This window comes from Spirosoma lituiforme, assembly GCF_054776635.1.
This window is the reverse complement of the sequence record NZ_BAAHBO010000002.1, coordinates 62,855-89,046: the sequence shown is the minus strand read 5'-3', so window position 1 is coordinate 89,046 and position 26,192 is coordinate 62,855. Positions and strand designations below refer to the sequence as shown.

The window sequence follows — 26,192 nt, the reverse complement described above, 5'->3', positions numbered from 1 at the left end:
TTCTTTACTATTTTTAAGGAGTTTCTAAGTACTGGTTAAGTTCTTTCTAAGCAGAAAGACGGTCTTTTGGCTTGCTCAGCAGCCAATCCAAACGCTCATTATCATGCCTGACTCTTTATTCGGGGCTCCTGAAATCCCGATGGAACAACTCTGGACCGTTGAACAGGGGGCTCCTAATCTCATTTTATGGGCGGTACCCGCTATGATTCTTCTGACGGCAATCGAGATGATTGTGACGTATATTCAGGAGAAACCCTATTATGGCAAATGGGAAACCGTCGGCTCCGTGCTGGTCGGATTAGGGTCGCTGGTGGTTGGGGCGGGCGTCAAGCTGGGCTTGCTCTATGGTGTGGTATGGGTCTACAATCAGTTGCCTTGGCGTATGGAGCTTCAGTGGTGGACCCTGATTCCGTGTTACCTGATCTTCGATTTTTTTAGTTACTGGGCGCATCGGGTGTCGCACGGACAGCGTTTCTGGTGGGCAACCCACGTCGTTCATCACTCGGGCGAGCATTATAACCTCAGCGTTTCGTTTCGTTTGAGCTGGATTCAGAATCTGAAGATCATCTTTTTTGTCCCCGTTGCTTTAATGGGTTTTCATCCTATCGTGTTCTTTACGGTCAGCCAGCTGGCGGTACTTTTTCAGTTCTGGGTGCATACCGAGTACATCAAAAAGCTTCCTGACTGGATTGAATACATTTTTGCAACCCCATCCAACCACCGTGTCCACCATGGTTCGCAGGAGAAATACATCGATAAAAACTTCGGCGCGACGTTCATCTTCTGGGATCGGATTTTCGATACGTATCAGCCCGAAGAAGAACGTCCTGTCTACGGGATCACGACCAATATTGACCAGAAGGCTAACCCGTTCCACATTAATTTTCACGAGCTGTCCGACATCATTCGTGATGTAAGAAACGCTAAAGGAGTACGGAATAAATGGTTTTATGCTTTTGGAAGCCCGATAAAAGTAGCCCAGCAGAAGCAGCGGATGGCCGAATCGCCCATTGAAGAAGCGAACCTCGCTTCCTGATCCGCATCTAAGCATATAGCTTCGTCATTGTATTTTAGGGACAAACGAGAAGGGGTTGGCGTACTACGGACAACAAGCCCGTATTCACGCCAACCCCTTCTCGTTTACCAATTCTGTTCTATTCCTTGATGATCGACTTGATTACCTCCAGAGGAACACGTACCTCGTCGGGTCGGTGGGTCAGTTCGTACGACAGGCTGGGAATGGCCTTTTCGAGCAGGTACGTTTCGATCATCATCTGCTGTTCATCGGGTTGAGCCGGCACAAACGAACTTCCCTGAACGGTCTCTAAATAGGCTTTCAGGAAGAAGCCCCGCATGTAACGCACCCAGATAGCCGCAAAGGGAAGCAGGCGCAGTGTCGTTTCGCCTTCCGGTACCTGGTTGTTGTTCAGGAATCCTTCGTAGGTTACGTCATAGAACGAATAGATCATGGTGGCGACGTCCCGCAATGGCGACCGCTTCAGCCGACGTTCACTATAGCTGCGCAACGGGTCGCCACCGAAGTCCTGAATGGCAATGTCTTTGCCCGTAACCATGATTTTCTCCAGTTTCAGATCACCATGAATACGGATTTTGGTTGTGTCCAGCTTCTTGCTGTATATCCGCCGTAGGGTAGTTAATACCTCCTCTTTCTGGCCCAGTACCTGCTCTACGTCCGCCCTGATCTCATCGGGAAGCGATTTCAGCGTAGCCTTCGAAACCTGAAAACTCTCCCGAACCAGGGATTGCAGACCCGAGAAAAGCGAGCGCTGGTAGTGCAGCGAAAAGTCTTCCGGGGTAAACTCCTTAACCGATTTGCTGGAGGCCAGTGCCTGGTGCATTTGCCCGATCCGGATGCCCAGCAGCCGTGCCTGCTCCGCAGCTCGCTGTCCGATCAGTTCGCGGGTCTCGAAGGGAAGGTCATCGAAAGCGATGGGCTGCGTCAGGGTACCGCGTGGTGCATCGAGCGCACTATCCAGTTGCGCTTTGTCCCGCGCCAGGATTCGTTCAATGTAGTTGTTGACCCGTTCCAGCACGTAGCCTTTGCCATCGCCGTGATTATCGACCATAACCTGCATGGTACCAAGCATAATTGGCTGGTCGGCAGTAGCCATTTCGATGGCGCCCGAGAAGGCCGGAACAAACTTGAACTCCGCTGTTTCTGACAGGAAGCGTGTTATCTCAGTATCCGGATTAACCGAAACATCCAGCTTGCGGTAAAGCTTCAGCACAAACGTGTAGTCGTAACTGATTGACGCATAGCCGGGACCGTTGGGAACCAGCTTCGATTTGATCTCCGGGTGCTCCTCCACATACGCGTCCAGAGCGGGTAAACTTTGAAACTGGAGGCCGTCTGCCTGACCCGAAGTGTTCTGAGTCATGTTTTTCAGGAAAGCCTGTTGCACCTCGGTCACGTACAAGCCATCGCACAATAGTCCCGATTCATCACCGATGTCCAGTTTTGCCATGACGGATTCCGGGCAGCTTTCGCTTAGTTTGCTGGCGGCTGAATCCTTGGCAAAGGCAACGACTAATTGAAACAATTCGGGCAAACCACGCTCGTACGTCACTTCGATCAGCAAGACATAAGCCGTTCCCTCAGCCAGGGCAAGCGGGGCGTGATTTGTGATAGAAATCTCGTGAAGTGTCTGGTTTTTCCCATTGAACCAGCCTGTTTTGGGCAGGTAATCCGGCAACACGACCGTTTCCAGCTTCTGCCGGGTGCGGCTGTTCAGTAATTCGTCCCAGCTTTTAACCCGAACCGAGGGTAACGTCGCTGCGTCGATGGCTTCGGTTCGCTGTTTCTCCAGCGCAAACCACTGATAATCATGCGGGGCCAGAGTAAAGAAATACGATTCGTTTTCAGATACGGGCGGGAACGCATTTTTGCTGAACACTTCAACCGGCACATACCCTTTGAAGCCCTTCAGTTCGACTTCGGCCGGTTGCGCGTACTTCGATAGGTTAATGACGATCAGCAGCGTTTCATCCTCATACGACCGCGTAAAGGCCAGCACTTTTGGATTCTCAACGGTCAGAAAAACCAGATCCCCCCGCCCGAACGACTTGAACGTTTTCCGCAGATTGATCATCCGTTTCATAAACCAGAACAACGACGATGTGTTGCGTCGCTGGGTTTCTACGTTCACGGATTCATAATGATATTCCGGATCAAGAACGGTTGGCAGATACAGCTTCTGGGGGTTGGTACTCGAAAAGCCCGCGTTACGATCCGGCGACCACTGCATGGGTGTCCGAACCCCGTCCCGGTCGCCCAGGTAAACATTGTCGCCCATCCCGATTTCATCTCCGTAGTAGATAACGGGCGTGCCGGGCAACGAAAATAGCAGACTGTTCAGCAGCTCTATTTTCTTGCGGTTGTTGCCCATGAGGGGAGCCAGCCGGTGCCGAATACCGAGGTTGATCTTGGCTTTTGGGTCTTTGGCGTAGGTTTTGTACATGTAATCCCGTTCTTCGTCGGTCACCATTTCGAGGGTCAGCTCGTCGTGGTTCCGCAGGAAAATAGCCCACTGGCAATTGTCCGGAATGGCTGGGGTCTGGTCAAAAATATCGGTCAACGGGTACCGGTCTTCCATCTGGAGGGACATGAACATCCGGGGCATCACCGGAAAATGGTAGTTCATGTGGCACTCGTCGCCGTCGCCGAAATACGAGGCCGAATCTTCGGGCCACATATTGGCTTCGGCCAGGAAAACGACTCCCGGAAAATGATCGTCAATGTGTTTGCGCAGTTTTTTGAGAAAGGCATGCGTTTCGGGCAGATTCTCGCCATTGGTACCCTCGCGCTCGAACAGATACGGAACGGCATCCAGCCGAAACCCATCCACGCCCAGTTCGCACCAGTAGTCGATCATTTTAAATACTTCGCCCTGCACCAGCGGACTGTCGTAGTTCAGGTCGGGCTGGTGATGAAAAAAGCGGTGCCAGTAGTACTGCTGAGCCTCGGGATCCCAGGTCCAGTTGGAGGTTTCAAAGTCCTGAAAAATAATCCGGACATCTTTGAACTGGGTCGGGTCGTCGGTCCAGACGTAATAGTCTCGTTCAGGCGATCCTTTGGGGGCTCGTCGGGCGCGCTGGAACCAGGGGTGCTGATCGGACGAGTGGTTAATAACCAACTCGGTAATGACTTTCAGGTTGCGCTGGTGAGCTTCTGCCAGAAAAAGCTTGAACTGCTCAATGGTTCCGTACGATGGGTTGATGGTGTAATAATCCGCAATGTCATACCCATCGTCGCGCAGGGGCGATGGGTAGAAGGGTAACAGCCAAATGGCCGTAACGCCTAGTTCCTGTAGGTAATCCAGCTTTCCGAGCAGGCCCTGAAAATCACCGATTCCATCACCATTGCCATCACTGAACGCTTTGATGTGCAGTTCATAAATAATGGCGTCTTTGTACCAGTGGAGATTTTCATCTAATGCTGCGTTATTTTTTTCCATACGTATTGAGAATTAGGTAATCGCTTGGCTGAACCGACTGCAGCGGGCTAAACGCAGCCTTTTTAAATGAAACATTGCGGGATACGGAAGGTTTAGATAAAGATGTAGCGTAACGCTGGCGATAGGCAAGAGTTGGTAACAGACAAACGACAGCGAACCGCCACCCTAAAAAGTACCTGATTCAGGACAATCACTCCAGGCATCAGACTTGTTCTCACTGCGTGGCCCGTCTTCTAAGCAGTTTCTAATATCTGCTTAAGCCAGCTCTAATTCCATTTTGCTTAATTTGTTATCGTACACTGGGCGCTCAGCAGGCGTAAACCGCATGAACACATTTAACCGATTACTGATTGTTTCGTACCGATTACCCTTTACGTTTCAACAAACGAACAACGGCGTTGAGCTAGTCCAGAATTCGGGTGGACTGGTATCGGCCGTTCTGTCGATGGCCGAGCGAATGGGTCAGAGACAAGACGGTGCCGCCACAAAAATTCACTGGGTAGGCCATGCTGATTCGTCCCTACAGACCATCGAATCGTCGGCGTTCGAGAATGAAACCTTTGTAGCGCACCCGGTTTTTATGGATGAGGCCATTCACAAAGGTTTTTATGAAGGATTTAGCAACGACCTGATCTGGCCGCTGTTTCATTATTTTACGTCGTATGCCTCCTTCCGGGAAGCGGATTTTGACAGTTACCAACAGGCAAATACCCGATTTCTGGAAGAACTGACCGCCCTGATCGAACCCGGTGATCTGGTCTGGATTCATGATTTTCAGTTGATGCTTTTGCCCGACATGGTGCGCAAAGCCATTCCATCGGCCACCATCGGCTATTTCTTCCATATCCCGTTTCCCACCTACGAAATCATTAAGCTATTGCCCCGCACCTGGCGCCAGGCCCTGCTGAACGGCGTACTGGGAGCGGATGTTATTGGTTTTCATACGGCCGATTACGTTCAGCATTTCATGCAAAGTGTATCCGATGTTCTGTCGTTACCCATCATCGGACCGCGTATTGTTTTGCCCGACCATTCGGTGGTGGTGAAAGACTTCCCCATCAGTGTCGATTTTACCAAGTTCAACAGCAGCGGGCAGGAGGCTGCGGTGCTGGCCGTTAAAGCTCAGTACCAGACACTGCTTCAGCAGGACAAGATTATTTTCTCCGTTGATAGGCTCGATTACACAAAAGGAATTACTTACCGACTACAAGGTTATGAACGATTTTTGAGCCAGAACCCCGAGTGGCACGACAAGGTCACGTTTGTGATGACCGTTGTACCGTCGAGGGATCAGATCGGCCATTACCAGGAGATCAAGCGGGAAATTGAAGAAACCGTCGGGCGCATTAACGGGCTTTTTGGCACCATCGGCTGGCGACCCATTGTGTATTCCTACGCATCGCTCACGTTTACAGAACTGCTGGCTTTGTACACGGCTTGCGATGTCGCGCTGATTACCCCCATTCGGGATGGGATGAACCTGGTTTGCAAAGAGTTCGTGGCCAGCCGACAGGATCAGCGGGGCGTACTGATTTTAAGTGAACTGGCGGGTGCCGCACAGGAATTGCCCGATGCCCTGATCATTAACCCAACGGATACGCAGGAAGTCGCCGACGCGATCAAGCAGGGGCTGGAAATGTCGCCTGAGGAGCAGGAAAAGCGCATGCGAATCATGCGGATGCACTTGCAGAACCACAACGTGTTTCGGTGGAGCAATGATTTTCTGCGGGCGTTTGATAACGTGCTGGGTAATCAAACCGACCTGGAAACCGACTTACCCATTCAGCCGTTCATTTCTGCGTTTGCCAACGCGCACCAGCGACTGCTGTTGTTTGATTTCGATGGAACGCTGGCGCCACTCGTTAACGACCCGGCGGATGCCCGACCATCGGATGTGTTGAGAGACGCCCTGCTGACCATTGCAGAAAGCAGCGACCTGGTCGTCATCAGCGGACGCAACCGGTCTTTTCTAGAGAAAACTTTTGCCGGTATTTCGTTGTATCTGGTGGCTGAACATGGGGCGTTTTTAAAGAAGCCTAATCAGCCCTGGGAACGACTCGATTTATCCGAAAGCGATTGGGTTGATTCGGTTCGAGCCATTATGAATGAGGTTGTTGAGCGGTTCCCCGGTTCATTTGTCGAGGAAAAAGAAACGGCCATCGCCTGGCATTACCGGACGGCGGAGGCCGACGATGTAGAAGGACAGGCCGTTGAACTGGCCACCCACCTTCGGGGAGCTGAATTCTCGATTCCGCTGACCGTCATTCAGGGTAGCAAAGTCGTGGAGGTAAAGCCCGCGCAGCATAGCAAAGGAACCGTGGCGCTCAAAATTGTTGAGCAAGCTGCCTATGATTTCATTATAAGCGTTGGCGATGATACCACCGATGAGGATATGTTTCGGCAGCTCCCCAACTGGGCCTATACCGTTAAAGTAGGGTCGGGCATGTCATTTGCCCGCTATCGGCTGGCCCGCCAGCAGGATGTCGAAACGCTCCTGCAACGCATGAACGACGTACTGGTGAATGCCTGAGGGTCGGTTCTGCCTGTTCAGGTTCTTTAGGTTTACTAAATTGGATGCGTTATGAAACTACTAGTCGTTGAAGACGAGCCGAAAACGCTACAGGCCATTCAGCAGGGGCTGGAAGAAAGCCAGTTCGAAGTCGATATTGCCTACGATGGGTTGCTGGCCAAACGGCTAGCCTTGAAAAACAACTACGCCGGCATTATCACCGACCTTATTCTGCCTGGCCTTAACGGTTACGAACTGTGCCGACAGCTGCGGGCAGAAGGTATCTCGACTCCAATTTTGATGCTGACGGCGCTGGGCGAAACGGAAGACAAAATTTCGGGTTTCGACGCTGGCGCTGATCAATACCTGACCAAGCCTTTTCACTTCGCCGAACTGCTGGCGCGGGTGCGGGCGCTGACCAAGCGGGGTACGCAGGTGACCATGACGGCTCAGTATTTACGCTACGGGGGTATCGAGATGAACCTGGATGCGAAAATGGTTACCCGTGATCATCAGCTGATTGATTTAACCGCCAGGGAGTTTGCCCTGCTGGAGTTTCTGATGCGCAACCAGGGGCGCGTGTTGTCAAAACCCGCCATTGCCGAGCAGGTGTGGGACCTGAACTTCGATACGGGCACCAATGTCGTTGAGGTTTACATCAACTATCTTCGCAAAAAGATCGATAAGAATTTTCCTAAAAAACTGATCCATACCCACTTCGGGATGGGTTACATGCTACAGGAGGAATGACCATTCGCAACCGGCTGGCTTTACGGTTTACGGGCCTCGTGTCCAGTATCTTACTGCTGGCGTTTGTGAGTATCTACGCGTTCTGCTGGTATTTTATTTCGTCCGATTTCTACCGGCGGCTCAACAGGAAAGCCCACACAACGGGCGAAATGCTGATTCACCACCGACTAGATGCGCAACTGATCAAACAGCTTATTCGAATCCGTAAAGACCAGCTGCCGAATCAGAAAATCATGGTCTTCGATAGTCAGGATTCGGTTGTTTTCGCGACGAACGAACGGGGCGCGTTGCCCATCTCCAGGTCGGTGCTGACGGCGATTCGAAAAAACCAGCGTAAAGACTTTCCACAGGCGGGATATTACGTATCGGGTTCGCAGTTTCGGACGACCAGCGGCCAGTTCATTGTTGTGGCCAGTGCCGAAAACGTCTATGGCGATGAGTTTTTGAAACGACTGATCTGGGCGTTTACGGCACTTTTTGTCCTGATTGTTGGCATCACGGCTTTTTCGGGCTGGTTTTTCGCCGGGGATGCCCTGCGGCCTATGCAGCAGATTGATCAGATCGTTAGCGATATTTTTCCCGACAATCGGGATGAACGACTGGTAGTGAAAAAAGACGACGATGAAATCAGTCGGTTATCGGCAACAATCAATCGGTTGCTGGATCGGGTGGCTGATTCGTTCAGGTCCCAGCGCATGTTTGTTGCCAATGTGTCACACGAACTGAAAAATCCGCTCACCCAGATAAGCTCACAGCTGGAAGTCAGTCTGTTAAATCAGCGGGAGCCCGAAGCCTATCGGCAAACGATTCGATCGGTGCTCGATGATGTTCGCGAACTGGCAACCTTAACGCATGAGCTATTGCAACTCTCGCGGGTGAACCAGGAAGATGCGGGCGAATTATTGACGGAAGTTGTGCGGGTGGATGAAATCGTCTGGGACATCCGTGATGAAGTGATTGCCATGAACCCAGGTTACCAGGTAACGATTGCGTTTGGCGATTTACCCGAAGATCCCGAACAACTGACTGTTCGGGGGAACAAAACCCTGCTGACGGCGGCCCTCAAAAATCTGACCGAAAATGCCTGTAAATTTTCCGATAATGGGCACGCGCTGGTACAGGTCAGTTACCAGGAAAGCTTCCTGACCATTCATATTCAGAACACCGGCCCGGCTATTCCAGCCAATGAACTGCCCTACATTTTTGAACCCTTTTTTCGTAGCCGACAAACCGCCGATCTGCGGGGATACGGCGTTGGACTATCGCTGGTGGAACGCATTATTCGTCTGCATGCCGGGCAGATAACGGTATCGTCGGGGGAAGGCCAACCGACACGATTCAGCCTGTTACTCCCGCTGCAATTGCAGCCTTCTAAGTAGATTCTAAGGAGTTTATCAGGGATTACTAAGGCGCCTGTTGCACTTTTGTGTTTGTACTATTCGGCTCTTTTTTAGCACCTAAGCTGTAGCATGGTTAACCAGAAAATACCTTCCCGCCAACCGGATTGGCTACTGATTTTTATGAGTATGATTTTTCTGCTCACCCTCCTTATCGCCTGGCTGGTAAACATACCTAACCTACTGTGGTAACAAGCAATGCCGACTGACCTATATCGTATCGGCTGGACCACGTCAGACAATAGGCTTACCTCAACCCGGGCATTAGCCGGATTGAACACGAATAACCGGGTTGAGGTGCAGTAAGTAAACCAGGCAGACTAACTAATCAGTACGGATTGATACATATCCATATTCTTAATGACTTCACCGGTTCCCTTCACAACGGCCTTCAGCGGATCTTCGGCAACGTGAACCGGTAGCTTTGTTTTTGACGACAGCCGCTTGTCTAGTCCATGCAACAAGGCCCCCCCTCCAGTCAGGTGGATACCGTTGGTATAAATATCGGCCGACAACTCGGGAGGGGCCATTTCCAGCGCCTTCATCGTAGCCTCTTCAATTTTTGATACGGATTTTTCGAGGGCATAGGCGATTTCGCTGTAGGTTACCTTAATTTCTTTGGGAATGCCCGTCATCAGATCGCGCCCGCGTACTTCGTAGTCTGCGGGTGGATTTTCCAACTCGGAAAGAGCCGAACCAACCTCCATTTTGATCTGTTCGGCCGAGCGTTCGCCAATGAACAGGTTGTGTTCGCGCCGGATGTAATCGACAATATCGCGGGTAAACACATCCCCGGCGGTTCGGATGGATTGCTCGCAAACAATGCCAGACAGGGCAATAACAGCGATTTCGGTCGTTCCTCCCCCGATGTCTACGATCATGGTACCATTGGGTTGGGTAATGTCGATTCCGATGCCAATGGCCGCTGCAATGGGTTCAAAAACCATGTAGACCTGTTTGGCGCCCGCGTGCTCGCAGGAGTCCTTAACGGCCCGTTTCTCCACTTCAGTTATACCCGATGGAATCGACACGACCATTCGGTGAGAGGGCGAAAAAAGTTTTCCACTGCTTTCGAGCAGTTTGATTAATCCGCGTATCATTAACTCGGCGGCTGTAAAATCGGCAATAACGCCATCTTTCAGCGGCCGGATCGTTTTAATGTTTTCGTTGGTTTTTTCGTGCATTTGCATGGCCTTATGGCCAATCGCCAGCACCTTGCCACTAAGTCTGTCCATGGCAATGATAGAGGGCTCATCAACTACAATTCGGTCCTTGTGGATAATCAAGGTATTGGCGGTGCCTAAATCAATGGCAATGTCACTTGTCAGGAAATTGAAGAAAGTCATAGTGTGGTAACGACGAGATGTTGTTGCCAGTACAGTTTATCGGTTCTTTTAGAGTGAATGGGAAAAAATAGACGCGTAGTTAGGAAAATGGAGTAAACGTATACAAACAAACGCCCACGGTCGTATGAGCCTTCCCAGCGAGAGAAAATGCGTAAAAAGGATAGGGTATAATATAGTTATACTATAGTGAACGAATGGAAAAACATTCTTTAAATACCGGTATGTCAGTTGTGAATCACTATTTATTGGATTGGACGAAAACAAACTGGGCTTCGTTCAGTTTATAATATAAATAAAACATAATCTCGGCGCTATGAAAATTGCAGTAGAAAAAGGACAGGACAAAGCATTACTGGCCGACGGACAGCAAACCGTTTCAATCACGAACATTGACGAAGGGTCGAGTGAGTACAAAGGCATTCCGTTTTTTGCGGTTCGCTTCGAAAACGAAGACGGCTATGTATCGCACCGATTCTATCAGTCGCCAGCGGGCATGCCCGCTATTGTAAACCTGTTCGAGATGGCTGGTATTGCGGTAGAAGAAGGCAAAGACCTTGACACAAAACAGCTTATTGGCAAAGAGATGACAATCGAAGTTGGCGAACGCTCCTATACCGATCCGGAGAGCCATAACGAGCGGACACTTAAGCAGGCTATTAATTTTCTGGCTAGCTAAACAAACTGGCATTTTGCCATCTCGACTAAAGGAGGGAGCTTCGGGCGCAAATAGAGAAATTTTCTTTACTGAAGATCCTTCCTTTAATCGGGATAATAGAAGAAGCGTACGATACCGGCAGTACCTGTATTGAAAAGTCAGACAGTCATGAGCTACGGCACCTACACAATCAACAGGCCGTGTTCCCGAAGTTTTGTCCAGGTAGCAGAGCGGATAAATGTATCAAAACTACCCAGTGCGCCACGGTCGAAACTAGTTTTCAGTTCCGCCAGCGAACACGGTTCATGGGAACTTACAAGCAGCCTGGGCAGGGTGTCCATTAACCACTGACCTATGGAAACCGGAGCTTCGAGTAGCCATTGACCCTGTTTGCTGTAAAATTCCAGTTCCGCTATTTCCACTACCTTGCGGCCCTGCTGTACGTCAAAAATCTCCAGGCTGGGCAGGTGCCCCGGCCAGATGACAAAAGCATTTGGGCGCGGGTCTTTCTCCGGATGCTGACGAATCGCTTTCTCGATGTAACGGGGTGGGATGGAGGTAACGGGTGCTTTGAACGAAAACCACTCCTGAAGCGGTAAGTCGAAGCCCACGTCGTGCATGTAGTTGAACAGGGATTTTCGCAGCCCTCCCGCAAATAAATCATGGTCGGCCCCCGTTGGGTCGCTGTGCTCCAGATCGTTATCCGCAAAAACGACGGCCCCTACGGCGGGGCTAAGCCGCATGACATCGAACCCCGCCGGATCGACGCCGACCGGGCTGTGGGCCGTCATGGCAAAGCGGTGCCAGAAACCCGATTGAACAATGCCGTTCATGAATAACTGCCGGACCATCTCCAGCGAATCGATGGTTTCCTGCATTGTTTGCGTCGGAAATCCATACATCAGGTAAGCGTGCACCATAATGCCCGCCTGGGTGAATGCGTCGGCTACACGAGCCACCTGCGCTACCGTTACGCCTTTTTTCATGCGCTCCAGCAATCGGTCGGAGGCCACCTCCAGCCCGCCCGATACCGCGATGCAGCCCGAGGCTTTCAACAGGGTACACAGGTCTGGCGTGAAGCTGGATTCGAACCGGATATTCGTCCACCAGGTTACGGTTAGTTTTCGGCGGATGATCTCCAGTGCCACATCGCGCATCAACGCTGGCGGGGCCGCTTCATCGACAAAGTGAAACCCATTTTGCCCGGTCTGTTCAATAATTTCCTCAATCCGGTCGCACAGGAGTGAGGCCGTAACGGGTTCGTAACGCTTAATGTAATCCAGGGTTATGTCGCAGAACGAGCATTTGCCCCAGTAGCAGCCGTGCGCCAGCGTCAATTTGTTCCAGCGACCGTCACTCCAGAGCCGGTGCATTGGATTGACGACTTCAATAACGGACAGGTAGGCATGCAGGGGTAGATCGCGGTAGTTGGGCGTGCCCGTTTCGCGTTGAGGAACATCTTTTTCCAGGGCACCATTATAATAGACAACAACGCCATTGGTCCGAGCGTAGACGCGCTTCAACTGAGCCAATTCCCGCTGGCCCGACAGGTGCTCCAGTAGAGATAGTAGGGGGGCTTCGCCATCGTCCAGACAAATAAAATCGACATAGTCAAAAACCCGGGGTTCCGTCAGCGAGCGAAGTTCTGTATTGGCATAGCCTCCGCCCATAACAACCTGAATGGTTGGATGGTGCTGCTTCAGGTATTTGCCGCATGTGAGAGCGCCATACAGATTACCCGGAAAGGGGACCGTCAGGCAGACGATATCCGGCTGCCACTGCTGAATTTTCTGCTCCAATAAGTTGACCAGACTGGCCGATACGCGCGTGCAGGGCAACTGTAGGGCCTGATGCAGTTCGTCGAAATGCGTGGCCGAGCGTCCCAGTCGTTCAGCATACCGGCTAAAACCAAAATGCGGGTCAACGGCTTCCTGAATGAGATCGCTCAGATCTTCCAGGTAGAGGGTAGCCAGATGGCGGGCCTTGTCGTGAATTCCCATTGTTCCGAACGCCCAGTCCAGTTCTTCCAGTTGAGCAAACCGCGATGCTTCGGGTAAGTAAGTGCGATCGCAAATGCTGTGTGCCAGTGTCGGATTCTTGTTTTGCAGAAACCGGATCACCGGGTCGATGGTGCTGATGTAATCGTTTTGCAATCGACAAATCCGGTAACTGTTATCGGTCAGTTCAGCATCCGCAGCTTCCAGCTCGGCAAACATCGATGCCAACCCTTTCGCCGAAAACAAGTCCAGAATGACTTCGATCCCTAAATCTGCCTGGTGTGCCCTGATCCCTTTTGTTTGCAGAAACCCTTTCAGATAAGCGGTCGCCGGATAGGGCGTGTTCAGTTGTGTAAACGGGGGGGTAAGGAGTAAGATCGTCTGGTCCACAGCGGTACAAGTCTCAGATACAGTCAGGGTGTATTCCGAAAAAGGATAACCTTATGCTTTCGCCAATGGTTCGCCTGGATTGGTAAAGAGCTATTGGTCAATGGATTAATGATTCCAACTCAGGCCGCTTGTCAAAAATTCAATGTGGCGGGTTCCCTGTCCGTGAAACTCAACATCCACGATCATCTTTTGAGCGCCTTTCAACTGGTTAATCAGTTTTTGCGGGGAGTCGAAAAAGACGATGTTCGCCCGACCGTTCTCGGCGGCAGACAGTGAATACCGAACGGGCGGTTTATCGTCGAACCGAATGCTGGCGTTGCCCCCCTGAAAGCTTCGGTTAAATTGCCCTTTGGAAACTTCCAGATACACGTAGCTGACGTCATTCTTTTGGCGAATCGTTAAGGTCGCCGTTGATCCGCCTTCATACGGGAAATCAAAATTCAGCACCGTCGGCGAGTTGATGGCCGCTTTGTAAACCGTGTTTCCTTCCTTATCGACCTTCTTTTCGTATGCCCACTTTATCGCCACGCCACCAGTACTATTTTTTAGCTTACTATTCGCCGATGAAGACTCAGTTGCACTCAGGCTCGTTGGGGGGCTGAGTGCCTGGGCTGAGTCGGAACCGGACAGTTCCTGCCGGGTTGACCTCTCTTCGTTTGTGCAACTCAGAGCTGATAACAGGCTAACGGCGCAGATAAGTCGTTTCATGTCGATTAAACGGGGACGTAAAGGGTATGTGGCAAAAGAATGACGGCCCACTGACCGATGTTATCGGCGGCCTACTTCGGACATAGGCTACAGGTAACACCGTTCAATGGGCCGTCGCTTAATGGACCCGTATCTTCTGCCCTGGCCGAAGTCGCGAGCCTGAAATGTGGTTTTTACGTTTCAGCGTCGATACCGACATGCCGTACCGGTCGGCGATGGAGCTTAAGGTTTCTCCCGACCGAACCCGGTGCAGAACCGTCCGTTTGAAGCGGGGTTTCGAGCTGCTCTCCGACGAGGACGATGATCGTCCGCCACGCAGGTAATCCCAAACGGAACTTGTCAGCAGAAAATGGTCCGCATTGATTGTGTTTTCCGGAAACGAATAAATGTTCAGCGGGCTAAACGGATTGCCCTCATACCGTGTCTCGAAGTGAAGGTGTGGCCCCGAGCTACGCCCAGTACTACCGCCCAAACCGAGCTGGTCGCCCGCTTTGATGAGCTGGCCCGGCTCAACCGTTTGTTTGGACATGTGCCCGTACAACGTTTCCAGTCCGTTATAATGCCGAACCAGCACATAGCGGCCGTAGCCATTGCCATCCCAGCCTACCACCCGAACAATACCATCAAAGGCGGCATAAACAGGATCGCCGGTGTCCAGATCGAGATCGGTTCCGGTGTGCCAGCGGCCCCAGCGATACCCGAAGTTGGAGGTCATCTTGCCTTCGTTCAGGGGTGCCGACCAGAACCGGTTGGCGGGCGGGTCATACAACTTGATGTCAACGGCCTCGTCGAACTCAAGCGGGTTGATATTGTACGGATCGATCGTGCGGGAATCCCAGACGGCGTAATAGTCGGCAATTTTTACCCATTCCGTGCCAACCAGCACCGAGTCAATGACTTCAACAACACTGGTTTCGCCCTGATCAATCTGGCTGGTATCTTCGCTGACAACCGGGTTTAGTTCTTTTTTAGGTTCGAACTGGTTGTTAAAGCGCAGTTGAGTTTTTTCCTGTTCAAATTGGTCGTCCGCTTTTTGCGGCTGCTCAACGACCGGAGAATTGGGATTCGCCCCCGTTTTGGGAGTAATACGCAGGTTCTTTTTAAATCGCCCGCGTTCCTGGGCCTGTGCCGTTACGGTCAAACACAAGCACCCAATGGCCAATAGCCATCGTGCAACGGTTTCTCTCATCATGTATAGATGAGTTTGTGGTTTGTGGTTCGTAGTTGCTCAACGGAAAAGACGCATCAGGCAACCACGAACCACAAACCACAAACTCCTTCTCTGTTTATTATTGAACAATTTCTTCGCCCTGCATTTCCAGGGTAACCAGATAACGTTCTGCGTCGAGGGCGGCCATACAACCGGTTCCGGCAGCAGTAATCGCCTGACGGTAAATATTATCTTGGGCATCTCCACAGGCAAATACGCCGGGTATGCTGGTGCGCGTGCTGCCCTTTTCGGTCAGGATATACCCGCTGTCGTCAAGGTCGAGGTAGTCTTTGAAAATGTCAGTATTCGGCTTGTGGCCAATAGCCACGAAGAAACCGGTTACGTCTAGAATACGCTCCTCGCCCGTTTCGCTGTTTTTGACCCGAACGCCCGAAACCTCTTCGTCGCCGAGGACTTCTTCGGTGCTCGTATTGTACAGAATTTCGATGTTATGGGCGGTTTGAACGCGCTTCTGCATGAAGTGCGAAGCCCGCATTTCGTCCCGCCGAACCAGCATGTATACTTTGCGGCAAAGGTTTGCCAGATAGCTGGCTTCTTCGGCGGCTGTGTCACCAGCGCCCACAATGGCTACGTCCTGTCCCCGGAAAAAGAATCCATCACAAACAGCACAGGCTGATACACCCCGGCCATTCAACCGCATTTCGGAAGGCAGACCAAGCCATTTTGCCGAGGCTCCCGTCGAAATGATGATCGCGTCGGCCGTGATTTCATGTTTATCGTCAATGGTAGCGCGGTGGGGCGTGCCCAGACCCGGCTGTTCCGAAAAAACGACGCTGGTCACCAGGCCGTACCGAATGTCGGTGCCGAATCGGCGAGACTGATTTTCAAGATCCTGCATCATTTGAGGACCCTGGACACCATCTGGATAGCCCGGAAAATTATCGACTTCGTTGGTGATGGTTAGCTGACCACCTGGCTGGCCGCCCTGGTAAAGGACAGGTTGCATGTTGGCCCGTGATGCATAAATGGCGGCAGTATAACCGGCAGGGCCGGAACCTATAATCAAGCACTTAACGTGTTCGGATGTCATTACAGTAGGAGCGAAGTCGTCTGGAAATAAAAAAATAACCCGTTAGGTAAGGAGGGTATAGCGACAACATACACAAAATTGAAAAAAATCCCGCGGAAAGCAAAGAGAACAACAGATGTATGATATAGGGTATATGATGTAGGAACATCCGACAGCAACATACATCATACATTACATAGCCTACATTGTTAAAGCACTCGCCACTCGATCCGGCGGTTCAGGCGCCTGTTCTCTTCGGATGTATTCGGCATCAGGGGTTTGGTTTTACCGTATCCGATGGCTTTGATGCGGCTCGGCTGGATACCCGCCTTCGTCAGGTAGGCAACGACGGCCTGCGCCCGTTTTTGCGAAAGCGTCAAGTTGGCCGCGGCATCGCCTTTATCGTCGGTGTGCCCCGAAATTTCTACATTAACCGTTGGGTTAGCTTGCAGAAATGCCGCCAGCCTGTTCAGTTCAGTCAACGATTTGTCGGCCAGATCATAACGACCATAGTCGAAGAAAAGGTTACTCAACGTCTCATGCGCTGACGATCCGCCCACTACCGGCTCCAGGGGTACGCTTAATGATAATCCTTCGCCTTTGGTTTTCTGGGTAAAATCGAACGACAGACTCTTGAACAGATAACCGGGTACACTGACGTAAAGAGCGTACTCGCCCCCGCTCGGTAGCACCGAGGTATACTGCCCGGTTTGTGCGTCAGCTTCCACGCGCGAGACAACCAGATTGGTTTTCAGGTCAATTAGTTCAACCGTGGCAGCCAGGGGTTTTTGCGTCTTGGCATCGGCTACCGTTCCTTTCAGGAAGCTTACCGGCCGTATCCGATCCCGCAGAGATTCGGGTAGGTCAAACGTGTAGAGCCGCGATTTTTGCGAGACGCCGTCTTTCTGCTCTTCAAACGAGTAGTAGGCCCGCGTGCCATTGGCCGCCACAAACAAGGATGCCTGATCTTCGGCAGTATTGATCGGATAGCCTAAATTCGTGGGGGCCGACCAGCCCGATGCGCTATGATCGGCCACAAACAAGTCGTAGCCGCCCAGGCCGACGTGTCCCTCCGACGCAAAAAATAAGCTTTGCCCGTTGGCGTGCAGAAAAGGGGATGCCTCATTAAAGGCTGTATTGATGGGTTCGCCCAGGTTTACCGGTTCGGCCCAGTTGCCATCTGGGCCCAGGTCACTCCGCCAAATGTCCCGATGCCCCTTGCCCCCCGGCCGGTCCGAGACAAAGAAAATCTGACGTCCATCGGCCGACAAGGCGGGCTGGGATTCGTAATAGTGCGTATTGACGGCCGCCCCCAGATTTTCGGGACTCGACCAGTCGCTGCCGGTTTTATGGCTCACGTAAAGATCACAGCTACCGTAGCCTTTCCGTCCCTGACAGGCTGTAAAGACCAGCGTACGTCCATCGGCCGACAGGCTGGCTGTTCCTTCATTTTCGGGGGTATTGATGCTCGACGCCAGCGAAACGGGCGGGGTCCAGGTTTCACCGTTAAAGGTGGCGGTCATCAGGTCTTCGTCACCCTCTGGCTTCAGGGCCGTGAACACCAGCGTTTGTTCGTCGGCCGTCAGCACCGGGAAGTACTGGGAAGGTGTTGTTTGCAGCACAGCCGACAGCGGCTTGGGATCAACCGCCTGGGGGTGCTGGGTAGCTTCCAGACCAAAACGGGCCGTTTCAAGCTGCCGGGCAACGCGTTTTCCCTGAGTCGACTGAGGAGTAAATTGCGCCTGGTATTTTTCGAGATAAGGAATAGCGTCACCGTAGCGCCCCAACCGAAGCAGGGTATTGCTCAGGGCATGGTAGGCCGCGCCGGATGCCGGGCTGTCTGGCTGAATCCGGACGGCTGCCCGATAGGCGTTCAGGGCGGGGTCAAACTGCTTGGTGAACTCGTATAACTGACCAAGTTTGACGTACGCGTCGGAGTAAGTAGGGTCCTGTTTGACCGCCTGTTCCATGAACGGAATGGCTTCATTCGCTTTTCGTTCCCCAAAGAGTTTAATGGACTGGGCATACAGCTCTTTCGCCTTCTGGTTTTGAGAAAAGGACGGGAAGGACGAAAAAAGCAATAGGGAAAGGGCAACCAGACGAGGGAGCCCACGTAGATCGTTTATTCCGGTCGTTAAGCCTCTTTTTTCCCTTACGGAATATCCAGGTACTTGTGTGTTTGCAACGAGATTTGCCATTGCGGGTGATCTTTTACGTAATCAACGATGCGAGGCAGCATTTCATTGGAACGACTCCATTCAGATTGCAAAAAGAGTTTGCAATCGGGGCGAAGATGGGGTACGAACGACTCGGCAAACGTAAAGTCCGACGGGTTGTAAATGATCACTTTCAGTTCGTCGGCTTTTGCATAAATAGCTGGATTTGGCTTTTTAAATTTCTTGGGCGAAAAGCAAATCCAGTCCCAGGAACCCGTAACTGCCTCGCACACGCCCGATGTTTCAATGTTGGTCTTGAATCCGGCCGTTTGCAGAGCCGCTGTTAAGTCGGTCAGGTCATGCATCAGCGGTTCCCCGCCCGTAATCACCGCCATCCGGCCGGCGTATTGCGAAGCACTCCCTACCAGACTGTCGATAGACAATTTCGGATGCGCATCGGCATCCCAGGATTCTTTTACGTCGCACCAGTGGCAACCAACATCGCAGCCACCGAGCCGGATAAAATAAGCGGCTCGCCCCGTATGCGCTCCTTCGCCCTGAATCGTGTAAAACGCTTCCATGACTGGCAGAGCCGTGGATTCGGCCACCGTGGATTCGGCCGCCGTGGATTCGGCCGCCGTGGATTCGGCCGCCGTGGATTCGGGATTTATCGGTTTAGTTTGTTGTATCTGTTCCAAAAGCATACTACAAAGATACAGAGTTCTGGTCTAATCGATGAGGTTTCAGCCGTCTTATCAGGTCATACTCTTTCTTCGTTTGGTTTGAAATAGCCCCATTTTTTTTACCTTTGCGCCATGATTTCCCAACGGGCTACTCATTCTCCCTTCCGACATCGTCGCCATGAACGCGGCTGCTAAGCTCGTGCGCCGATTATTGACGGCTCGACACACGAACCTGTCGCTCCCAATCCATTGACTGTCCTGTTTTTCATGTACTTTTGCCCCCCATCGACCAAGGTATGGGTCGGCCAGGCAGGACGGCTGTTGGTTTTACGCTGAAATTAATCCATTACGGACTGTATGAACCGCATCATACAGCCACTCTTATCCCTTTTTTAATGTCATCTGTATTACGCATTGCGCTGCAAAAATCCGGTCGGTTGAGCGAAGATTCGTATCAACTATTCAAAGAATGTGGCATCCGTTTCGACTATGGTACGGGCAAGCTCAAATCGGTTTCGTCTAACTTCCCGGCTGAGTTCTTATTTCTCCGCGACGATGACATTCCCGGCTACGTTGAAGATGGTGTGGCTGATCTCGGTATCGTTGGGGAGAATGTCGCGGTTGAAACCGGGCGTCCCGTCACGACGGTTCATAAGCTGGGTTTCTCGAAATGTCGCCTGTCTATTGCCATTCCGCGCGGTACTGACTGGACGGGAATTCAAGACTTGCATGGTAAAAACATCGCTACATCGTACCCCAATTTGCTGGGTAATTATTTAGCCGGGCAGGGAGTTAAAGCCGAGATTCATGAAATCAGCGGATCGGTTGAAATTGCGCCAAGCATCGGCCTGGCCGAAGCCGTTTGTGATATTGTGAGTTCGGGCAGTACCCTGCTAAGCAACGGATTGCAGGAGGTTGAAACAATCTTTCGATCCGAAGCAATTCTCATTGCCCGACCGGCACTCGACGCCGACAAACAAGCTCTGGTTGACAAACTCCTGTTCCGCATCAAGTCGGTGCAGGCGGCCAAAAACAATAAATACATTGTCCTGAATGCGCCCAACCAGGCGCTGGACCAGATAACCGCGCTGTTGCCCGGCATGAAAAGCCCGACCGTAACGCCCCTGGCAACTGAGGGCTGGAGTTCCGTCCATTCCGTACTGAATGAAAATGAATTCTGGGAGAACATCGAAGCCATCCGGGCCGCTGGGGCCGAAGGCATTCTGGTTATCCCGATCGAAAAAATGATTTATTGAAAAATGAGGAGTGATGGATGATGAATGATTTGGCCACGGGCTATTGTTCATCACGTATCGTTTCTGGTTCATCATTTATGACTATTATTCCCTTTCCCGACCGTGCCGAATGGCCCGCGTTACTGGCCCGGCCAGTACAGTCGACGCAGCAGATTGAAGCGGCCGTAGCGCCTATTCTGGCACAGGTTCGCGCCGGGGGCGACACCGCTTTGATTGAGCTGGCGCAGAAATTTGATAAAATCGACTTGTCGGAAGGGGGCCTTGAGGTACCCCAGGCTGACCTCGACGCGGCCGAAAGCCAACTTGGTGACGAGTTGAAAGCTGCCATCGGACAGGCGTACCAGAACATCCGGCTTTTTCACGAGCGGCAAAAGCAGCCCATCGAGAAAATTGACACCATGCCGGGGGTTACGTGCTGGCGCAAAAGCGTAGGCATCGACAAGGTGGGTTTATACATTCCCGGTGGTACGGCCCCGCTTTTCAGTACCGTGCTGATGCTGGGCGTTCCGGCCCAACTGGCCGGTTGTCGGGAAGTGGTTCTTTGCACGCCCAGCAATCACCCGGCCATTTATTTCGCGGCTAAACTCGTTGGCATCACCAGGGTATTCCGCATTGGTGGAGCGCAGGCTATTGCCGCCATGGCGTACGGAACGGCATCTGTACCCCAGGTTTACAAGATTTTCGGGCCCGGAAATCAGTACGTCACTGCGGCTAAAATGCTGGTAGCTAAAGAAGGGGTGGCGATCGACATGCCTGCCGGACCCAGTGAAGTAGCCGTTTACGCCGATGATTCAGCTGTACCGGCGTTTGTGGCCTCGGATCTGCTTTCGCAGGCCGAACACGGTGCCGACAGTCAGGTGTTACTGGTGTCGACCAGCAAAAAGCTTGTGTCAATGGTTAATCTCGCCTTGCCTACCCAGTTGAGTAAACTGCCCCGCCGGGAACTGGCCGAACAGGCACTGGAAAACAGTAAGGCTATTTTGGTGGAGACGGAAGCCGACGCCATTGACCTATTGAATGCCTACGCGGCTGAGCACTTGATCCTGAGTGTTGAAAACGCCGAAGCCGTGGCAGAAAAGATCATCAATGCCGGGTCTATATTTCTCGGTAACTATACTCCCGAATCGGCGGGCGATTACGCATCGGGAACCAACCACACGTTACCAACTAACGGCTTTGCCCGGGCCTATAGTGGGGTTTCGCTGGACAGCTTCGTTAAGAAAATTACCATCCAGCACATTAGCCCGGAAGGACTGCAATTGTTGGGACCGGTGGTTGAAGCAATGGCCGAGGCTGAGTCACTTGATGCCCACAAACGAGCTGTCAGTCTGCGTCTGGCAAGTCTGGCGGAAGAAAATCCGGTTTGAGTTCGTTATCTTGCTGAATAAACCAGGGGAATCATGAGCCAATTACTGATTGAAATAGACTCGGAAGAGAACGAAGCAATATTACTTTCACTGTTACCTAAACTGGAAGGGCGTTTAATTGAGAAAAAAACGACGCCCAAAAAGCCAACACTCTCGGAAGTGATCGAGAAAATTGTTCAATCGGGAGGAATTGGTGAGTCGTTCGGAGATGCTTCCGAGTGGCAGCGTGAAATTCGTGGCTGGGACCGGGTATTGGATGGCCGTGAGGAATGATTCTGGACAGTAATATTATTATATACTCAGTGCAGCCGAAGTATATAGCTTTAGCCAGATATCTGCAGGCAAACCAGGAAACGGTTCAGGTTTCACTGATTTCAGCCCTCGAAGTTCTTGGCTTTCATAACTTAGCACCGACTGATAAGGGTATGTTTGAAGCATACCTAAACAGCGTTACAATATTTCCTATCAGTGAATCTGTCATTACTGAAGCTATTCGCCTGCGTCAGCAACGAAAACGTTCGCTTGGCGATTCGATTATTGCGGCTACGGCGCTTCTGTACGATTAGCCCATTCTGACCAATAATACGGCTGATTTCGAGGACATCGATGGGCTACAGGTCATTCCGCTGATGTCAATTCTCTAGTTCCTATTTCCGTTACCTATGCTCGATCTCACGGCACTTCGCTCCGATACGCCCGGTACACAGCACGTCCTGCATGTCAACAACGCCGGGGCATCGTTAATGCCTCAGTCGGTCGTTGAGGCCATCACGGCTCATATTACCCTCGAAGCCGAAATTGGGGGGTACGAAGCCGCCGAAGTACAGAAAACAGCCATTCAGGATTTCTACGCGGCTACAGCTGACCTGCTGAATACCACCGCCGACCATATTGCGGCTGCCGGTAACGCCACCGATGCGTACGCGCGGGCCCTGTCGTCCATTCCGTTTCGGCGGGATGATGTCATTCTGACGACCGATAACGACTATGTTTCCAATCAGATCGCTTTCCTTTCCTTGCAGCAGCGGTATGGCGTACAGGTCGTCCGGGCGGCAAATGACCCGGCTACGGGGGTTTCGGTAGAAGACATGGCCAACAAAATCAAGGCACTGCGCCCCAGGTTAGTAGCCGTTACCCACGTGCCAACCAACTCGGGACTCATTCAGCCAGTCGAAGCCATTGGGCAGCTCTGTCGCGAATATGATGTGCTGTATCTGGTGGATGCCTGCCAGTCGGTGGGGCAGTTGCCGGTGGATATAGATAAAATCCAATGTGACTTTTTGACCGCTACCTGCCGTAAATTTCTGCGCGGCCCGCGTGGCATGGGATTTCTGTACGTTTCGGATAAGGTTCTGGCGGCTAACCTGGCTCCTCTTTTTGTTGACCTCAACGGCGCTTTGTGGGAATCGGCGGATACCTACCGGCTGGAGCCCACCGCCCGTCGATTCGAGAGTTGGGAGATTCCGCGTGCCCTGGCGCTGGGGGCTGCCGAAGCGCATCGATACGCGCTGAACGTAGGAATTGAGGTGATTGCTGATCGGAATGCGGCTCTTTGCGCCAAACTTCGTACCGCGCTAACCCAGTTGCCAAGCATTCGTTTGCTGGACGAAGGCGACCAATTGGCGAGCATCATTACCCTGTCCAGCGATCGTAAATTAGCCGCCGATCTGAAAACGGCTTTATCGAAGGAGCGAATCAATACATCGCTGAGCACGCACGGAGCCGCTATTCTGGATTTTGATCGGAAAGGTGTAAAAACCGCAGCCCTCCGTATTTCGCCCCATTATTTCAACACAAGCGAAGAGATTACTACCCTGGTAGACGCTCTTAACCAGGCGCTTAAATGAAACACCTCACCGATCTTCTGCTCCTGGGTGACCCTCGCCTGTACGAAACCTGCGCGCCCGTTCTGGAAACGGAATTACCGCTGGTATCAGACTGGGTGGCCGATCTGCACAACGTCATGGAGGAAATTCGGGCGACGTATCAGTTTGGTCGCGGAATAGCGGCTCCCCAACTCGGTATCATGAAGCGGCTGATCTACCTGAATGTCGATCGCCCTGTGGTTATCATCAATCCCGAGCTGGTATCGGTTAGTGATGAAACCGATGCGCTTTGGGATGACTGCATGAGCTTCCCAAATTTACTGGTGCGTGTTCGGCGGCATCGGCGACTGACCCTGAACTATCGGGATGAACACTGGCAACCAAAAACATGGGATGTTACAGATTGGGCGCTGTCGGAACTGATCCAGCACGAATACGATCATTTGAATGGTGTACTCTGTACCATGCGCGCCGTTGACGAACGGTCTTTTCAGTGGCGGCCAACGCCCGTTGCCTAGTAAAGAATGCGGCTGGAATAGCCAGGATTGTTCAGGTAAACTGGTTAGGTCTGATGGAAGACGGTATATTTGTGGTTTAACGTACCGTTGTTTGCCATGTTTAGTCTTACCAACCTTCTCCGGCCGCATATCCTAAGCCTGACGCCCTATTCTTCCGCCCGCGATGAGTACACGGGGAAAGAAGGTATATTTCTGGATGCCAACGAAAATCCACTGGGCTCAACCACGACCCAGGGGGAGTATAACCGCTACCCCGACCCACACCAGGGAGCCATTAAGCATCGGCTGGCACCCATCAAAGGCGTTCGTCCGACGCAGATTTTTCTGGGTAATGGCTCCGACGAACCCATCGATCTGCTGGTACGGGCAACCTGTACGCCGGGTGGTCAGGACTCTATTCTGATCATGCCCCCCACTTACGGCATGTACGAAGTGTCGGCTGCGGTGAATGACGTGACGATCATTAAAGTCCCGCTAACCCCCGACTTTCAGGTTGATACCAATGCGGTGATAGCCGCTATTACCGATACCACCAAACTCATCTGGCTTTGCTCGCCCAACAACCCATCGGGAAATTTACTGCAAGCCGATGCCATTCGCGCGATCCTGCAAGCGGCCGATCATGCACTGGTTATCGTCGATGAAGCGTACATTGATTTTGCCAGTACGCCTTCCTGGACAACAGAACTGGATAAGTACCCCAATCTGGTTGTGCTACAGACCTTCTCAAAAGCGTGGGGGCTGGCGGCTCTCCGGCTGGGCATGTGCTTTGCTTCGGAAGAACTGATTAGTGTCCTGAATAAAATTAAGCCGCCTTATAACATCTCGGCTCCTGCGCAGGCCCTGGCGCTGGACGCGCTGATGCACGAGGACGAGAAAAATACGATGGTCGCCCGGATTATGGCTGAACGGCAGCACCTGACGGAGGAACTTAAATCGCTACCAATTGTGGCCGTTATTCATCCGTCGGAGGCTAACTTTCTGCTGGTGCAATTTGCCGACGCCAAGGCTACGTTTGCCTACCTGATTGACCAGCAAGTAATTGTTCGCGATCGCTCGAAGGTTACCTTATGTGAAGGTTGCCTGCGTATTTCGGTGGGTACGCCAGCAGAAAACGAAGGGTTGATGGCGGTGCTTCGGCAGATGCCCAATGCGCCATTGCCGACGGATTTGCCACTCGGAACCGGCGATGAAGCTACCCGACCGGAATTTGTTTCGAATGCCTGACCTTAGCTACATCGGGTTGGTTACTTGGGTTAGCCAGCTGTGTCAAAGGTTATTTTCTCCATTATTTATGAAAAGATCCGTATTGATTACATCACTGGCTCTGTTGGGCTGGTTAATGACATCGACTGTTGCCCAGGCGCAGTACAACAACTGGTCGGTGGGGTTTCGGCTGGGCGAACCATCGGGCGTAAACGTGCGTAAATACTTTGGTAACAACCACGCCTTCGATCTCAACGTGGGTACTTATGGCGGTCTTTACGGCACCAAACGCAGCTACGGCCCCGGCGACTACAGAACCGTTGGACTGACCGTTCAGGGGCATTACCTCTGGCATACGGCTGTGACCAAAAGTGAAAGTATTCGCGCGTACTACGGCTTTGGCGGTCAGATCAATAACCGCCGGACTTACCCGCTCCGGCTCAATGGCGACTATCAGAAAACACTGTCGCTGGGTGGTTCGGGCGTTGGGGGGCTGGAGTTTTTCCCGGTCAACAAACCTTTTTCCGTGTTTCTGGAAACGGGCGCTTACGTAGAACTGCTACAGTCGCCGTTTTTTCTGAGTCTCAATACGGGCCTTGGATTACGGTATAATTTTTAGAGGAGTGAGGAGTAGGCGTGAGGAGGGCTGACGCGTTAGCAAAAAGTACGCGTCAGCCCTCCTCACGCCTACTCCTCACTCCTCACTCCCGGAA

At 52.0% G+C, this 26,192-nt stretch carries 21 protein-coding genes; 13 read left to right on the top strand and 8 right to left on the bottom strand.

All coding sequences use genetic code 11. The features are described from left to right. The first annotated feature begins 103 nt into the window (after window positions 1-103). Entirely contained in the window at window positions 104-1,036 is a 933-nt protein-coding gene (locus tag ACYU87_RS08870; protein ID WP_461133704.1) for a sterol desaturase family protein, read from the top strand. A gap of 118 nt (window positions 1,037-1,154) precedes the next feature. Here ACYU87_RS08870 and treS read toward each other — a convergent pair whose 3' ends face one another. Beyond that, complete coding sequence (gene treS / locus ACYU87_RS08865) at window positions 1,155-4,475, bottom strand: maltose alpha-D-glucosyltransferase (RefSeq protein WP_461133703.1); 3,321 nt, start codon at window positions 4,473-4,475, stop codon at window positions 1,155-1,157. A gap of 325 nt (window positions 4,476-4,800) precedes the next feature. Between treS and ACYU87_RS08860 the strand changes: the two genes are divergently transcribed. Genes ACYU87_RS08860 through ACYU87_RS08850 form a run of 3 tightly spaced genes read left to right on the top strand, consistent with a single transcriptional unit; the run spans window position 4,801 to window position 9,113 of the window. Continuing rightward, entirely contained in the window at window positions 4,801-7,005 is a 2,205-nt protein-coding gene (locus tag ACYU87_RS08860; protein ID WP_461133702.1) for a bifunctional alpha,alpha-trehalose-phosphate synthase (UDP-forming)/trehalose-phosphatase, read from the top strand. A 51-nt stretch (window positions 7,006-7,056) separates the two neighbouring features. Further along, the gene (locus tag ACYU87_RS08855) at window positions 7,057-7,734 is read left to right on the top strand and encodes a response regulator transcription factor (protein WP_461133701.1); all 678 of its coding nucleotides are present in this window, start codon (window positions 7,057-7,059) and stop codon (window positions 7,732-7,734) included. Further along, window positions 7,731-9,113, top strand: coding sequence for a sensor histidine kinase (locus ACYU87_RS08850; RefSeq protein WP_461133700.1), 1,383 nt, complete (start codon window positions 7,731-7,733; stop codon window positions 9,111-9,113). The genes ACYU87_RS08855 and ACYU87_RS08850 overlap by 4 nt, the downstream gene beginning before the upstream one ends. Window positions 9,114-9,451: 338 nt before the next feature. On the opposite strand, the gene ACYU87_RS08845 is transcribed toward ACYU87_RS08850, so the two are convergent. Further along, on the bottom strand, window positions 9,452-10,477 hold the full coding sequence (locus tag ACYU87_RS08845; RefSeq protein WP_461133699.1) for a rod shape-determining protein: 1,026 nt from the start codon (window positions 10,475-10,477) through the stop codon (window positions 9,452-9,454). Window positions 10,478-10,790: 313 nt separating this feature from the next. Between ACYU87_RS08845 and ACYU87_RS08840 the strand changes: the two genes are divergently transcribed. Then, window positions 10,791-11,153, top strand: a complete 363-nt coding sequence (locus ACYU87_RS08840) for a hypothetical protein (RefSeq protein WP_461133698.1) — start codon at window positions 10,791-10,793, stop codon at window positions 11,151-11,153. Between the two features lie 161 nt (window positions 11,154-11,314). Here the strand turns inward: ACYU87_RS08840 and ACYU87_RS08835 are convergent, their stop codons facing one another. The 6 genes from ACYU87_RS08835 to ACYU87_RS08810 all read right to left on the bottom strand — a co-directional run bounded on the left by ACYU87_RS08835 (window position 11,315) and on the right by ACYU87_RS08810 (window position 19,204). Beyond that, window positions 11,315-13,519 carry a radical SAM protein gene (locus tag ACYU87_RS08835; protein WP_461133697.1) on the bottom strand — a complete coding sequence of 735 codons (2,205 nt, stop codon included), beginning with the start codon at window positions 13,517-13,519 and terminating at the stop codon, window positions 11,315-11,317. 105 nt (window positions 13,520-13,624) lie between these two features. Beyond that, window positions 13,625-14,227 carry a hypothetical protein gene (locus ACYU87_RS08830; RefSeq protein ID WP_461133696.1) on the bottom strand — a complete coding sequence of 201 codons (603 nt, stop codon included), beginning with the start codon at window positions 14,225-14,227 and terminating at the stop codon, window positions 13,625-13,627. 118 nt (window positions 14,228-14,345) lie between these two features. Then, window positions 14,346-15,416 carry a peptidoglycan DD-metalloendopeptidase family protein gene (locus tag ACYU87_RS08825; RefSeq protein ID WP_461134358.1) on the bottom strand — a complete coding sequence of 357 codons (1,071 nt, stop codon included), beginning with the start codon at window positions 15,414-15,416 and terminating at the stop codon, window positions 14,346-14,348. A 100-nt stretch (window positions 15,417-15,516) separates the two neighbouring features. Beyond that, window positions 15,517-16,488, bottom strand: coding sequence for a thioredoxin-disulfide reductase (trxB, locus tag ACYU87_RS08820; protein ID WP_461133695.1), 972 nt, complete (start codon window positions 16,486-16,488; stop codon window positions 15,517-15,519). A gap of 188 nt (window positions 16,489-16,676) precedes the next feature. Next, window positions 16,677-18,665, bottom strand: a complete 1,989-nt coding sequence (locus ACYU87_RS08815) for an OmpA family protein (protein ID WP_461133694.1) — start codon at window positions 18,663-18,665, stop codon at window positions 16,677-16,679. Continuing rightward, on the bottom strand, window positions 18,620-19,204 hold the full coding sequence (locus ACYU87_RS08810; protein WP_461134357.1) for a 7-carboxy-7-deazaguanine synthase QueE: 585 nt from the start codon (window positions 19,202-19,204) through the stop codon (window positions 18,620-18,622). Before ACYU87_RS08810 ends, ACYU87_RS08815 begins: the two co-directional genes overlap by 46 nt. Window positions 19,205-19,701: 497 nt before the next feature. Here ACYU87_RS08810 and hisG point away from each other — a divergent pair, with 497 nt between their 5' ends. The 8 genes from hisG to ACYU87_RS08770 all read left to right on the top strand — a co-directional run bounded on the left by hisG (window position 19,702) and on the right by ACYU87_RS08770 (window position 26,098). Continuing rightward, the gene (hisG, locus tag ACYU87_RS08805; protein WP_461133693.1) at window positions 19,702-20,562 is read left to right on the top strand and encodes an ATP phosphoribosyltransferase; all 861 of its coding nucleotides are present in this window, start codon (window positions 19,702-19,704) and stop codon (window positions 20,560-20,562) included. Between the two features lie 77 nt (window positions 20,563-20,639). Then, on the top strand, window positions 20,640-21,929 hold the full coding sequence (gene hisD, locus ACYU87_RS08800; RefSeq protein WP_461133692.1) for a histidinol dehydrogenase: 1,290 nt from the start codon (window positions 20,640-20,642) through the stop codon (window positions 21,927-21,929). Window positions 21,930-21,962: 33 nt separating this feature from the next. After that, a complete protein-coding gene (locus tag ACYU87_RS08795; RefSeq protein WP_461133691.1) occupies window positions 21,963-22,202 on the top strand; it encodes a hypothetical protein in 240 nt (79 codons plus the stop codon). 29 nt (window positions 22,203-22,231) lie between these two features. After that, on the top strand, window positions 22,232-22,495 hold the full coding sequence (locus tag ACYU87_RS08790) for a PIN domain-containing protein (RefSeq protein ID WP_461133690.1): 264 nt from the start codon (window positions 22,232-22,234) through the stop codon (window positions 22,493-22,495). A 96-nt stretch (window positions 22,496-22,591) separates the two neighbouring features. Continuing rightward, entirely contained in the window at window positions 22,592-23,776 is a 1,185-nt protein-coding gene (locus ACYU87_RS08785) for an aminotransferase class V-fold PLP-dependent enzyme (protein ID WP_461133689.1), read from the top strand. Further along, window positions 23,773-24,273, top strand: coding sequence for a peptide deformylase (locus tag ACYU87_RS08780; RefSeq protein WP_461133688.1), 501 nt, complete (start codon window positions 23,773-23,775; stop codon window positions 24,271-24,273). The genes ACYU87_RS08785 and ACYU87_RS08780 overlap by 4 nt, the downstream gene beginning before the upstream one ends. Window positions 24,274-24,369: 96 nt before the next feature. Continuing rightward, entirely contained in the window at window positions 24,370-25,500 is a 1,131-nt protein-coding gene (hisC, locus tag ACYU87_RS08775) for a histidinol-phosphate transaminase (RefSeq protein ID WP_461133687.1), read from the top strand. Between the two features lie 67 nt (window positions 25,501-25,567). Further along, on the top strand, window positions 25,568-26,098 hold the full coding sequence (locus ACYU87_RS08770) for a hypothetical protein (RefSeq protein ID WP_461133686.1): 531 nt from the start codon (window positions 25,568-25,570) through the stop codon (window positions 26,096-26,098). The last annotated feature ends 94 nt before the right edge of the window (window positions 26,099-26,192 follow it).